The organism is Flavobacterium sp. AC274, from assembly GCF_979258275.1.
Genome location: NZ_OZ409852.1, coordinates 3651519 through 3663721, shown reverse-complemented (window position 1 = coordinate 3663721; position 12203 = coordinate 3651519). Strand labels below are relative to the sequence as shown.

Annotated in this window: 14 protein-coding genes and 1 pseudogene; 8 read left to right on the top strand and 7 right to left on the bottom strand. The window is 31.3% G+C overall.

Annotated elements, in window-relative coordinates; all coding sequences use genetic code 11:
- Position 1: 1 nt before the first annotated feature.
- Positions 2-333 (bottom strand): annotated as a pseudogene (locus tag ACZZZT_RS16400) (ArsR/SmtB family transcription factor).
- A gap of 239 nt (positions 334-572) precedes the next feature.
- Here ACZZZT_RS16400 and ACZZZT_RS16395 point away from each other — a divergent pair.
- From ACZZZT_RS16395 to ACZZZT_RS16370, 6 genes are all read left to right on the top strand, one after another.
- The gene (locus tag ACZZZT_RS16395; RefSeq protein WP_463461174.1) at positions 573-1190 is read left to right on the top strand and encodes a hypothetical protein; all 618 of its coding nucleotides are present in this window, start codon (positions 573-575) and stop codon (positions 1188-1190) included.
- Positions 1191-1500: 310 nt separating this feature from the next.
- The gene (locus tag ACZZZT_RS16390) at positions 1501-2022 is read left to right on the top strand and encodes an esterase/lipase family protein (RefSeq protein ID WP_463461173.1); all 522 of its coding nucleotides are present in this window, start codon (positions 1501-1503) and stop codon (positions 2020-2022) included.
- A 31-nt stretch (positions 2023-2053) separates the two neighbouring features.
- The gene (locus ACZZZT_RS16385; RefSeq protein WP_463462450.1) at positions 2054-2272 is read left to right on the top strand and encodes a dienelactone hydrolase family protein; all 219 of its coding nucleotides are present in this window, start codon (positions 2054-2056) and stop codon (positions 2270-2272) included.
- Positions 2273-2577: 305 nt separating this feature from the next.
- A complete protein-coding gene (locus ACZZZT_RS16380; protein WP_463461172.1) occupies positions 2578-3363 on the top strand; it encodes an alpha/beta fold hydrolase in 786 nt (261 codons plus the stop codon).
- Positions 3364-3656: 293 nt separating this feature from the next.
- A complete protein-coding gene (locus ACZZZT_RS16375) occupies positions 3657-3812 on the top strand; it encodes a hypothetical protein (protein ID WP_463461171.1) in 156 nt (51 codons plus the stop codon).
- Positions 3813-3933: 121 nt separating this feature from the next.
- Positions 3934-4440, top strand: a complete 507-nt coding sequence (locus ACZZZT_RS16370; protein ID WP_073394062.1) for a PRC-barrel domain-containing protein — start codon at positions 3934-3936, stop codon at positions 4438-4440.
- 139 nt (positions 4441-4579) lie between these two features.
- On the opposite strand, the gene ACZZZT_RS16365 is transcribed toward ACZZZT_RS16370, so the two are convergent.
- A complete protein-coding gene (locus tag ACZZZT_RS16365) occupies positions 4580-5377 on the bottom strand; it encodes an alpha/beta hydrolase (RefSeq protein WP_463461170.1) in 798 nt (265 codons plus the stop codon).
- A 272-nt stretch (positions 5378-5649) separates the two neighbouring features.
- Between ACZZZT_RS16365 and ACZZZT_RS16360 the strand changes: the two genes are divergently transcribed.
- A complete protein-coding gene (locus ACZZZT_RS16360) occupies positions 5650-6360 on the top strand; it encodes a DUF1826 domain-containing protein (RefSeq protein ID WP_463461169.1) in 711 nt (236 codons plus the stop codon).
- A gap of 844 nt (positions 6361-7204) precedes the next feature.
- Here the strand turns inward: ACZZZT_RS16360 and ACZZZT_RS16355 are convergent.
- From ACZZZT_RS16355 to ACZZZT_RS16340, 4 genes are all read right to left on the bottom strand, one after another.
- On the bottom strand, positions 7205-8341 hold the full coding sequence (locus ACZZZT_RS16355) for a DUF4238 domain-containing protein (protein ID WP_463461168.1): 1137 nt from the start codon (positions 8339-8341) through the stop codon (positions 7205-7207).
- Between the two features lie 47 nt (positions 8342-8388).
- Positions 8389-9210 carry an SH3 domain-containing protein gene (locus ACZZZT_RS16350; protein WP_463461167.1) on the bottom strand — a complete coding sequence of 274 codons (822 nt, stop codon included), beginning with the start codon at positions 9208-9210 and terminating at the stop codon, positions 8389-8391.
- A 213-nt stretch (positions 9211-9423) separates the two neighbouring features.
- Complete coding sequence (locus ACZZZT_RS16345) at positions 9424-10281, bottom strand: hypothetical protein (protein ID WP_463461166.1); 858 nt, start codon at positions 10279-10281, stop codon at positions 9424-9426.
- A 204-nt stretch (positions 10282-10485) separates the two neighbouring features.
- Complete coding sequence (locus ACZZZT_RS16340) at positions 10486-10896, bottom strand: helix-turn-helix domain-containing protein (protein ID WP_463461165.1); 411 nt, start codon at positions 10894-10896, stop codon at positions 10486-10488.
- A gap of 181 nt (positions 10897-11077) precedes the next feature.
- Between ACZZZT_RS16340 and ACZZZT_RS16335 the strand changes: the two genes are divergently transcribed.
- Positions 11078-11635, top strand: a complete 558-nt coding sequence (locus ACZZZT_RS16335; protein ID WP_463461164.1) for a hypothetical protein — start codon at positions 11078-11080, stop codon at positions 11633-11635.
- A 69-nt stretch (positions 11636-11704) separates the two neighbouring features.
- On the opposite strand, the gene ACZZZT_RS16330 is transcribed toward ACZZZT_RS16335, so the two are convergent.
- Positions 11705-12100 (bottom strand): winged helix-turn-helix transcriptional regulator, encoded by a 396-nt coding sequence (locus ACZZZT_RS16330; RefSeq protein WP_463461163.1) that lies wholly within the window; start codon positions 12098-12100, stop codon positions 11705-11707.
- Between the last annotated feature and the right edge of the window lie 103 nt (positions 12101-12203).

The window sequence follows — 12203 nt, the reverse complement described above, 5'->3', positions numbered from 1 at the left end:
TTTAACAGCACTCGTTTCTCTTTTTTCTAAATGAGCACTGATGTGTTCAAAAAATCCTTTTATTTTTTCCAATCCCGGTTCATTTATACAATAACAAATAGAGTTACCGTCAATACTGCCTTTTATTAAGCCTGCACTTTTAAGTTCCTTAAGATGTTGCGATACTGTTGGCTGAGATAGCGGCAATTCATTAACTATATCTCCGCAGATACAGGCATCTACTTTTAGTAAATATTCCATAATCGCAATTCTGGCTGGATGCCCCAAAGCCTTAGCTAAAACCGCAAGTTCGTTTTGATTGTCTGTAAAATGATCTGTTTTTGTAGCTCCCATTGTTTTATATCTATATTGCAATATTACGATATTGTTTTGAAATGGGAACATGTTTTTACAAAAAATATTTTGATTACTTGTTTATTGCTATTTGGTTGAAATAAAGCTAACTCTAAAGCCTGTAGATAGTTAAAAACCAGAAAATAGGAATTAATACAAAAACTGGACTATTAACAAGTTAGTAATCCTAACTACTTTTGTACTTGTAATTAGAATGTTTAACATAATTAATTTCATCAATGTCAAAATTTCATCTCAATACTCAGGAATTGCTTCAGGGAGAATTCAAAGTAAATAAGGTTAATATAGCGTTTGTATTTCAGGTAAATTGTCCGGGTTGTTTTATATATGGTTTTCCTATGATGAACAATCTTTATAAATCATTTAAGGATAATGTTGGCTTTATTGGAGTAGCAACTGCTTTTGAAGACTTTGAATATAATAACGAAGCCAACTTAAAGCTATTATTAGAAAACGGTACATTAGTTGGAGAAACCAAAAAGTATTACAATACAAATTTCGGGCTTTCTAACTATTTAGATATTCCAAACTTTCCAATAGCTTTTGATACTATTACATCTTCTGAACAATTACTTAATTCAGATAAGATTGAATTAATTTGCAATATCATTCCCAATTTTGAAAATTTTTCTGAGAACGAAAAAGAAATTTTATTGACAAAAATAAAGTCATATTATTCCCAGATACCTGTAATAGCAGAAACATTTACACTTAATCAGTTACAAGGGACTCCGTCATTTATTATTTTCGATGATAATTATAATATATTAGGAGTGTATTTCGGGCATCAAAATGAGGATATATTAAAAACTAAATTAGAAAATTTGCTATCCTGATTTTTTGCAGGGCTTTTAGGTATGAACTCAATGATTACCGTGGCTAAGTGTTATAGCTCAGCAACGACTCTTCGTGCCACCTTCAAAAAATTGCTAATTATTTAAATATCGTAAAAAAATATTTACGATTCACGAAATTTAGCAACTCAATAAAAATTATTTATTTGTAAACTACTGATAATGTGTTGTTTTTTATTCAGGCGTAAAGATTGCTATAGTTTTAAATGTTAAGCAATTAAGTTAAGATTTACTGATTTAAAAACTAAAAAGCAGTAAGCTGTACTTTATTCATCACTAAAAATTTAATATTATGACAAAATCAAAATCCATAATTCTTATACATGGAAACTTTGTGAATGATTTAAGCTGGGCAAATTGGAAAAGCCACTATGAGAAAAAGGGGTATACAGTTTATACGCCAGCTAATCCTGGACATCAGGGCAATCCTGCAGATTTAAGAAATCACGTTCATCCGGAGCTTACTAAAACAGGATTTACAGATGTAGTTGGCAACATAGCCAAACTGATCGACAGTCTGCCTGAAAAGCCATTAATCATTGGGCATTCTATGGCGGGAATGGCCGTAATGAAACTGTTGGAACTAGGAAAATCTGCCGCCGCGGTAAGTATTGACGGAGCGCCGCCCAAAAATGTATTTCCTCCGTTTCAAACCCTGAAGACTGTACTACCTGCATTTGGCTTTTTCTCCGGCAAAGATTACTATATGGGAAGCCGTGAATGGTACAATAAAAGTTTTTTAATACCCTGCAGTCTGAAAGCGAAAAAGCGAATGCTTTTGCCACTTACGCAGTGCCGGAGAGCTTTAAAGTAAGCCGTGAACTGGTACTGAACTCTTTTCTAACATTGATTTTAAAAAACCGCACGAACCAATTTTATTTATTGGAGGGGGAAGCGACAATATTTTTCCTGCTTCCCTTACAACAACTTTAGCAAAAAAATACAAAGATAAAAACAGCCGTGTCGATCTGAAGATTTTTCAGGGGAAAAGCCATTTTATCTGCGGAGAAAAAGGATGGGAAATTGTTGCAGATTTTATTTTGGACTGGTACGAACGTTTATAATTTTTTGGTGAAATTTTATTAAATCAAAATTTGATTTTGGAAATATAACAACTTCTGAGGGAAGTTCTTCAATCACTATACATAAGTCCGCGGATTAGAAGATTAAAACACTTTCGCAGGTTTTTTCAGCAAAAACCTGAAATCGCATGGTATAAAAACACATCGAATTTGTTTAATCTTCAAAATCCCGGGATAAATATTTCTCTCCTGATACCACATTTACCCCCTGAAAATTCATTATAGAACCGAAGTCTGTTTTAAAAGAATCACGGCTGTCGGTTTTTTTAAGACTTAAAAAACAATGTATGCATCAGATTACGACAAAAACGGTTATGTTTATTTCGGGGGCTTTTGTGAGTCATTATTATTGGGAGCAATGGCTTTGGTATTTTAAAAGCAAAGGATACAAAGTTGTAGCTCCGCCATGGATCCATAAAAACGATGCTCCGGAAAATTTGAGAGACACAAATTCCTCTAATAAAATTGGTTCAATATGTTTGTCTGAACTTTTATGCTATTATACCGAAATTATAGAACAGCTTCAGGAAAAACCAATTTTAATTGGTCATTCTTATGGCGGTCTCTTAGTTCAGCTGCTTGTTCAGCAGGATTTTGCAGCGGCTGGCGTTTGTATCAGCTCTTTTCCACCAGCAGGCTTATCTTTTAAAAAATTTCTATTTTATAAAAATATACTCCAATTTGTGCACCTTTTTTTTTCAGATAAAAGTATTGTTTTGCTAACGTTTAAAAAGTGGCAGAATATTTTATATAATGCTGCATCCGAAGAAGAACAGATCATCGAATTTGAAGATTTTATAATCCCAGAATCAAAAAGGGCTTTACGCGACCTACTGTTTAGAAATACAAGAGTAAACTTCAAAAAAAAACATGTTCCCCTTTTTTTTATAGCAGGATCGGAGGACAAATTTGTTACTTCTAAAGCGTTGTATTGGAATTACAAAAAATACAAAAACTTTCATTCTATCACCTGTTACAAAAAACTAGAGGGCAAAGATCATTTTTTGATATTGGAACCTCAATGGGAAGAAACCGCAGAAAGTATTGTAAAGTGGCTTGATAAAATCAGTTAAATTTTATTGATCTCGAGTTTTTTAATTTAGCGTTGAGGGATTAATATCTAAAATTTCAGCTGCACCTCCGGAACCCGACACTTTTTCATTGCATTTTTTTAGAATATACAAAATATAATCCCTTTCATTTTCTACAATAGTTTTTATGACAAGTGTTTTATTCTTACAATAAAGCAATATCAATCTATGGGAATTTTGTAAGATCCTGCTGTAATTAAATACTTTGTACGCTCTTCTCATTTGTATCTTTAATTGTGTTTAAAAACTATTTTATAATCAAAAGAAAATGAGTTATGGCAGAAATTAAAATTGAGAAAAAAAGGCCGATATGGCCATGGATTGTTGCATTACTACTAATAGCAGCACTTATATACTATGTTTTTGTAAATGATCATGAAACTCATAGTGAAAACAGTGTAGAAATCGAAAACAGTACAAGTGCACAGTAGAACAGATAACCGGAAAACAGTGGGCAATTTTGTCCTTTCGCTATTGTGAAAATTAAAAGAAATAGTTTTCTGGAGTTAACAGACAAATAAAAACAGTATATAATACTATTTAAAAAAAATTATGGAAAATAAAGACAAAAACTTATACAGACTGGACGAACTATCTGATTATAAAGTTGCTTCAAATTATTCTGATGTAAGAGGGTGGAAGATCGTAGACGCAGAAAACCATACAATTGGTAAAATTGATAATCTATGGGTGAATAAAGACATGCAGCGCGTGGTTTATCTGGATGTAAAATTAGATAAAAAATTAATAGATGACCACCGTAATGAAGTGCGTGATGTTATTGCAAACGACAACGGAAAGGAGTTTATCTATAAAGAAGGAGACAGCCATATTATTATACCAATTGGATCTGTAAACATAAATACAGATACTAAAATTGTTATGGCAAATAGTATTGGATATGATACTTTTAGAAACACAAGCAGATATAATACGCAGCATAATTTTGACAGGGAATATGAAAGAAGAGTAATGAAGTCCTATTATCCTGAAAATGATCCTAACTATGATAGTAATGATGATGCTTTTTACAACCGCAGGGAATTTGAAAATCGCTAGCCGGTGATGCTAATTGGTATATCTTAAATTAGGTATTTACTGTTATAATAAAAATAAGAAAGATCAAACGTTTTATAATGTTTGATCTTTTTTTAAGTAACCCAAACTGTGTGGTTTGAATTGTGTTAAGATAAAACTTCTATTTTTGGTTAGATATTAAAGATTCAATTGAAGCATCCTTAATTAAATCGGCTACTTTTTCTGGCTGTGAAGTATAAATTGCGTGACTGCCGCCTTTTATTTCAACAACTTTTTTGCTTTTTGCCCGTTTTGCATAAAATCTTTCCAGATCCGGATTTATAATCCTATCCGAATCAGCTACCATATACCAGCTTGGTTTGGTTTTCCATGCTGCTTTATTTACAATTCCCTTAAAAATTTTATCGGCTGTTGGAACCTGAGAGTTTGCCATAAATTGGGCTTTATTGATTTCAAGGTCAGATGCGAAATCTTCATGAAATTTTTCCGGATCTATATAATCTATTCCGTCATTTCCTTTTATCAGGGATTTATATGCTGAAGGAAATTGTTTTACTAAATCCGACCTTGATTCACCTTCTTCGGGAGCATGAGCTGCAATATACACTAAACCTGCTACTTTAGGATTATTACCAGCCTGTGTTATTATGACACCGCCATAGCTGTGTCCTACTAAAATACAAGGGCCGTCCTGCTGCTCTATAATTCGGTTAACTGCCGCTACATCATCATCAAAATCTTTTAATGAATGCTGTGTTACAGATACTTTGTAGCCCTGTTTCGTTAGAATAGTGTAAACTGGTTCCCAGCCAGAACCATCTAAAAAGGCGCCATGTACAAGAACAATGTTTTTAATATTTTGAACGGTTATATTTTGTGCTCTTGAACTCATTAAAGGAATAAGAAAAATTAATAGTAAAGTGTAAAACTGTCTATTTTGTCTTTGGTTCTTTTTCATAATATCAGTTTTAAATATTTAAAGTAAATTTAAGTTTTTAATTAGATTTTTATTTAAAACACCAAACTAATTTATTTAAATATCAATAAGTTAACGTTCAAATTCAATCGAGATAAACTCCGGTATACATCCAAACCTCTTTAAGAAGTACAGTGTTGTTTTTGGGTGAAAAAGGTAGTGCTCCAAAAGTTTATAGCGATAAAAATGCCACAACTGACTACTATTACATAATTTTGTACGACATAAAGTAACCAGTATTTTAATATTATACTATGAGCAATACATTTTCTGACAATAGCCAAATTGGAACAGTATCTACGTTCTCTGATCTTGTACATACTGATTTTAAGGGAGAAATGAATGCGCTGTGCTGGTACAGAAATTTAGATGGCGATTTTAAAGAGATTGTTGCCCAGTTATCTTTAAAAGAAAATATAGCAGAAAATATAACAGAAGTTCATCCTGAAGATCTAATCGCACTCCAACTCTCAGAAAAAGGAAATAGAGCAAGAGAAATAATCTTAAATGATTTACAATTATTAACTGATTTTGGAGCTTCGCCGGCTCTTAATTTACTGAAATGTTACGAACGTGATGATGAATTTGATTTCATATCCACAGATGTGTATTCGTTTCATGTTGATCGTTCGCCCATTGCAACAGATACTTTTTTATGTACTTATCACGGTGCGGCAAGTGATATTGTTTCGAATTCGCAGGCTGAACAAAAAATCCTGATTCCGGAAATTCGAACAAAGCTAAAAGAACTACACGACGGACCAACAGAAGAATTCGAAGACTTTTTAAAAGAAAATTATTTTGATTTGCATTATCAGCTGCATACAGATGCAGAACCTATTAATTTAGGATTAGGACATCTTTGGCGCCTGGCCGTAGATCATCCAAAACAACAAGTGCTGCCTTGTATTCATAGAGCACCAATAGAAAATGATGGGGAATATCGGTTGTTGTTGATTTGTTGAGGGGATCGTTGGACAGTTGCATTGCTGTGCGAAGTCTCCCGACTTCGTACCCGTTCCAATATTCTATAATGTGATACTATTACTTTTACAAACTTCTCTTTGTTGATTTTCTATGCGGGTGCGAAGTCAGGAGACATTCGCACAGCTTTTCATAAGAACTCTTCAGGGAGCGGGGGATTAGAATTTTTTTATATATGAAGCCTTTTTTATATAAAATTGTGATAATTGAAAATTCTATTTATTTTTACTATAGAAAGTTGTTAGTAAATAGCTATTGTAAAGAAATTAACCAAAAAAAAACTTAGTTACTCATATAAACTCGAAATAGGTGCGCGAGGTATTGAATCGTATGAATTGAGATTTTATAAAAATGAGAAGAAAATAGTTGGAATAGGAAGAGGTTTTGATGGTTGGACACAAGAAACTTTAGATAATATTATTGAAGAATTCGAAAACTTAAATATTAATAAAATAGAATAAATGAAAACAAAAAATAAAATAATAATTCTAATTATAACTTCTGTAATTGGAATATTCTATTCAATATACTTGTTATATAGCAAAAAGGGATATCTCACTACCAATGATTATATAGCTTTAAGTGTTACCTCTATATTTGTAATAGGATTGGAATATTATTTTATTAAAAAATGGAAAAAAGAAGAGAAAGATTAAGATTCAAAAAAATGGTTTCTGTCGCATATGGGAATAACTTTTATCTTTAGAATTTTAAATCCGATCGCTCGTATACACACAACGATAGCGCGGAAATTCTTTCCGTGCTCGTTCCTATATTAATATAGCAGTTTTTTTAATCTGTTAAGATATACTTTGCGGGCACGGATTACAAATCCACGCGATCGGGGTTTTCAATAATTGGTGTAATTGTATAGACTATATGAGTATAAGCTTTGAATTTGACATTTTTCCTGTACTGATCTTCAAGTGACTTTAGTTTGACAGTGGATGATTTAGAGATAAAGTTTAATTTTTGAAGCGTTAGCTTGATATTTAGGTCTGAAACTCCCATTTCGATCATTTGCGCAGTAAAGTTATCAAATCCTTTAGGAATATTCATTTTGTGCACATTAATAAAGGCATCGTTTGCTTTTTTATATTTTTTAGACCTTTCATAAATAGTGTCAATATAATGTTCAGATGCTTTATGATTGAAATTAACAGTAGTTTCAGAATTCAGAAATTGCAGAAGATTAAGCTGGTCAATACTATTTTTATCATTTAAGGTTATTACCTGCTCTTTTTTATCTCCGAGTTTATAAATATTGGGATCATATACAACTAACATATACGAATCATTCAGAGGCAAAAAAAGCTGTAATCCTTTTAAACCAAAATCTCTTTGGCTGCCGAATTTCCAGTTCCTTTTTTCTAAAAACTGATTGTAGAGGACTAGCGGATTATCTGAAATAATAAAAGGATTTAAAGTTGTATTTTTAATGAGTTTGTATTTCAGGTCTAAAAGATCAGAAGCTAGTAGTTCTGTTGATTTCAGCGAGTTTAGTTTACCGTTAGCAGTCTGATGTTCCTTTAATCCAGGGATCATATCAGTAGGAACATTGCCTTCACTGACTTTAGACTTAGTGGTGGGAAGTTTTTGCTCAAAACTATTTAGAATTTTGAAATGAATAGGATTTCGAAGGTCTAAAGCAACCATGAAATGCAACATTTTTAAATGCTCCCGACTTTGAGCAATCGGCAGTTTTTCTTTTTCCCACATTTCCCTGAAGATTGAAGCGGAATCTGTTTCGAGCTGTGAAAGCCAACTTTCTAAATTTCCGTCTTTACCATAAAAATAATCACTACTGAGCTGTGAAGAGATTGTTACTTTACTTTTGAAAAGATTCAGCTGAGTATTGAACATGCCAATGGTTTTTCCGTTGTTTTCATAAGAGAAGAAACGTTGGAAAAACTGTGGTACAAAATGCTGGTTTTTTGTAATATGTTTTTTCTGCTGAGTCATTTATATTCTGCTTATGAGTACTTGAAATTTGGTTAAAGAGATCATTATCATACTCTGACTATATCACTTTTTAAAATCCATCCTATTGTTTTGATTCCGCTTGCATTTGTAAATTCGATATATACAAAATATTGAGAATCGCCAATAGATGTTATGATCTCACCATACACTAAATAAGTTTTATTTTGGTTGTAAATACTAGGCGTCGAATGAAAATATGCTTTCTGTGTTATTACTTTATAACTAATGTCGTATTCTAAATTTGATTTATTATAATAATTTTGATTGTTTTGTGGATAATAAACTTTGTTCTGTGAAGAATAAGAGCTTAAATATCTGTTGCTTATATATCCTTCGTAAGTGTCATAACTATAAGTATAAGCATTATATTTTTTTACACTTACTTTTTCCCAATTACCAAAATTGTGTAATGATGTAATTTCATCTCCGTAGCTTAATCTATTGATTATGTTTTTCCCAATTTCTGGACTTGCTCTCAAATTGACCTTTGTAGTATTTATATATTTTTTGGATGAAGAATTAGTTGGTATATTACTTTCTTTTTCCTTTGTTCTGTAATAACCACTTACATAAGTTCCGTCATTTCGATGATATCCATCTACCCATTCTGTCTTTGTATTAGTTGAATTTGTGTAATTATAATTACTGCTATAGGATGAATTATCATACGAAGTGTTGGGGTTATAATTTCCCGGATAACTATAGTTGTCAGTGATAGTGGAATTAGGAGCTGTTCTTTGGTGAGGCTGAACATAGGTGCCATTACTCCTGTAGTATCCTTTTACATTAACTTGAGGATATGAGTTGACTGTAAATATGAAAAGAAATAAATAATAAATTTTTTTCATTTATTTATGGAATTATTAGAATTTTAAACAAACATCGTTCATAAAAAGGACAATATAATACGTAAAAATACCTGATTTAGAATATTAAAAGGTTATAAAATTTTACCTGAAGTTTATTTTTTAAGTGATTTGGTAAGGAATTGTATAAATTGAGGTCAATATTAACTTTGAAAATTTTTTAATTTTTTGTTTCTAAATAACTATACATATTTCTTATTTTCTGTTTTTCTCTTCTGTATCGGCTCTGTCAAGCATTCTCTGATAAAGATTTGTTTTAAGATAATGTGTATCTTCACCGAGATAATAATAGTCTGTGATAAAATCAACAGATAATTCAAGTATACTTTGAATTATTAGGAAATATTCAGGTTGAAAAATAATAATAGTATCATCCTGCAAATTATCATCATATTTAACAAATTCTTCTTTGAAGTTTCCTGGGATATTATTTATATGATCTACATATTTATAGAGTGGCTCTAAGATTCTTATTTGGAACAGAGAATTATTATGATTTCTAGATACCATACCTTCCAATGTTTTTTGATAAATCACTGATAATTTATGTGTACGTGGAGCTTGTGTACCAATTAGTGATAGATAAGCTTTACAAAATACTTCTACGTAAAATAATGTATTGTGAAATAAAGCAGGTGTGAGTTCACTAAGATATCCAAAAGTATAACTATTAACATCATAAATACGTTCATTTTTCATAGTTTCAATTGACTTCTCCATCAATAATGATATTACAGTATATTGATTAAGACAGGCATTAACAGCACTATTGCTTGTAGCCTTATTTTTTGCAATTAAGCCAAATGTGCTAATCCAAACGTATTCAAATTCACTTTCTGCAATATGTAGGTTTCGTTTGTTATCAAAAAAATAATATTTTTTTATAAATTCCTCGTAATCAATTTCTAATGATTCAAGTAATGCAATAAATAGACTTCTTTCCGAAAACTTAAATTGATTTGCAAATAATTGTCCTTCGGTAAATCTCTTCACTAAGTCATTTAATTGATTTTTATCGGAAATGACAATGTACTCTTCGTTATTTTTTCTCATACAATAAGTTTTTATTTATATACATTTAAAATCTTTATGTTTAGGCATATATAAATTACTCAAACATTTAATCAAAGGTAAAATTATACTGCGCAATTATTTTGCGTAGAAGCTTTACTATAAAAAAATTGAAAAATAATTTTCCAAAACAAAAAAAGAGACTCGAAAGTCTCTTTTTGTAATTAATATATCTTCTATAAATGATTATTTATTGATTAATTTTTCAAGCCTTACCATCATTTCATCTTTCTCTTTCAACATACGCTCGTACAATGCAATTTTTTCATCATATAATTGAACAATTTTTTCAATTGGATTAAATGTACAGTGTGGGTTAACTGCATTTAATGTTGATGTGTCATTACTTGTAAAAGTATTAGAAATAATATTTACCGCCTGTTCCTCATCAAAATTCTGAAAAGCTTCAACAGGAATTTTTAATGCATTTGAGATTTGATCCAATATATCATCTTCAATTACATCTTTTTGCTCCAGCATAGAAATTTTCTTTTGGTTCCAGTCATTTCCCAGATCAAAAGCCAATGCTTCTTGTTTGATGCCAAGCATTTCTCTGAAGCGTTTTACGTTTCTTCCCTGATGTATTTTCTGTTCCATAATGAATATCAATTTTTCTAGAGGCTCAAAGATAAAGCCATTTGGATAAAAATCCTGAATTTCAAAGATAAAAAAATATCTCAGAAAACATCACTTTTGTCAGATATTATATCCGCCTTTTCGAATAGATTATCCTTTGCAAAGAATGGACTTTCGCTGGAAAATTTTATACTTCCGTACTATGAAAAAGAATAAAGTATCCTTAGAAACTAACTTTTGGGCAGGGATTGTGGCAGGAAACCCCTTTAAGGCAATTGATGCCTTTTTTACCTTTGCACGTCTTGATTATTATAAACAAAATTTAACCGAAGTGGTAATTTACAGCTATAAAACAAAAGTTTACAAAGAAGATAACCCTTCTGATGTTTTTGTCTTTTATACCGCTATCTTTTCTTTTCTCAAAGTTTGTTACTGCCTGCAGGAGAAAAGCAAAAAATGGAAAGTAAAAAAGTCTTTGCGCTCTGAAACAGTTTTTCATTTTACTTCATTGACAAAGGAAGAATACGACAATCCTTTTATTGTATTTCAAAAAGCATTTGAAGAAAAAACGCTTAAAGAATTTGAATTCTTTTTATGTCTAATCGCAGAGCTTTCATTGTCTCCCTATGCCGAAGATCCAGAAACTGACCTAACAACGCCCTATATTCATTTAATCAAAATGCTCGATGCCGTGGAACTAATCAGAGAAAGGGGAGTTGAGAAAATCAAGAAAAAGTATCAGATTTCTGTAACAAAGTAAAATATCCTTATCCCAATTTTGAAATACACAGTTCTATAAGCGGATTAGGGGTAAACTCTTTTTTGGCTACTAGGTTTTTTTCTCAGTCATTTTGGTTTTCAATTCTTTTGTTACCTGTTTTACGAATTTGTCTTTGTCTTTTTTGGCTTCTTTGATTGTCGCTTTTAACTCGGCTGGCATTTCGTAATATTTGTCAGACCAAATGTAAATTTCCATAATTATGGGCAATAAATCAATTCCTTTTGGTGTGAGTTTGTACAAATTTTTTGCTTTACTGTCGGGGTGTGCTGATTTTTCAATTACACCATTTTCTTCAAGTCCTTTGAGTCTTGATGCTAAAATATTGGTTGCAATGCCTTCTTCCGATTTTAAAAAATCGTTATAGGTACATTTATTTCCGAATATTAAATCCCTGATAATGAGTAATGACCACTTGTCGCCAAATACGTCAAGTGAGCAACTCAATGGGCAGTCTGATCTTTTTTTTCTGTTTTCATAAAATATTTTAAAAAACAACTTGCATTTTGAAAGTTGTTTATATATTTGCACTTGCAATTTGCAAGCAAAT

Excerpts from the sequence above, each read along its gene's own strand:
- ACZZZT_RS16345 (WP_463461166.1), bottom strand. The coding sequence starts at position 10,281 with ATGAGAAAAAATAACGAAGAGTACATTGTCATTTCCGATAAAAATCAA.
- ACZZZT_RS16395 (WP_463461174.1), top strand. The coding sequence starts at position 573 with ATGTCAAAATTTCATCTCAATACTCAGGAATTGCTTCAGGGAGAATTC.
- ACZZZT_RS16340 (WP_463461165.1), bottom strand. The coding sequence starts at position 10,896 with ATGGAACAGAAAATACATCAGGGAAGAAACGTAAAACGCTTCAGAGAA.
- ACZZZT_RS16380 (WP_463461172.1), top strand. The coding sequence starts at position 2,578 with ATGCATCAGATTACGACAAAAACGGTTATGTTTATTTCGGGGGCTTTT.
- ACZZZT_RS16350 (WP_463461167.1), bottom strand. The coding sequence starts at position 9,210 with ATGAAAAAAATTTATTATTTATTTCTTTTCATATTTACAGTCAACTCA.
- ACZZZT_RS16355 (WP_463461168.1), bottom strand. The coding sequence starts at position 8,341 with ATGACTCAGCAGAAAAAACATATTACAAAAAACCAGCATTTTGTACCA.
- ACZZZT_RS16390 (WP_463461173.1), top strand. The coding sequence starts at position 1,501 with ATGACAAAATCAAAATCCATAATTCTTATACATGGAAACTTTGTGAAT.
- ACZZZT_RS16375 (WP_463461171.1), top strand. The coding sequence starts at position 3,657 with ATGGCAGAAATTAAAATTGAGAAAAAAAGGCCGATATGGCCATGGATT.
- ACZZZT_RS16365 (WP_463461170.1), bottom strand. The coding sequence starts at position 5,377 with ATGAAAAAGAACCAAAGACAAAATAGACAGTTTTACACTTTACTATTA.
- ACZZZT_RS16370 (WP_073394062.1), top strand. The coding sequence starts at position 3,934 with ATGGAAAATAAAGACAAAAACTTATACAGACTGGACGAACTATCTGAT.
- ACZZZT_RS16360 (WP_463461169.1), top strand. The coding sequence starts at position 5,650 with ATGAGCAATACATTTTCTGACAATAGCCAAATTGGAACAGTATCTACG.
- ACZZZT_RS16335 (WP_463461164.1), top strand. The coding sequence starts at position 11,078 with ATGAAAAAGAATAAAGTATCCTTAGAAACTAACTTTTGGGCAGGGATT.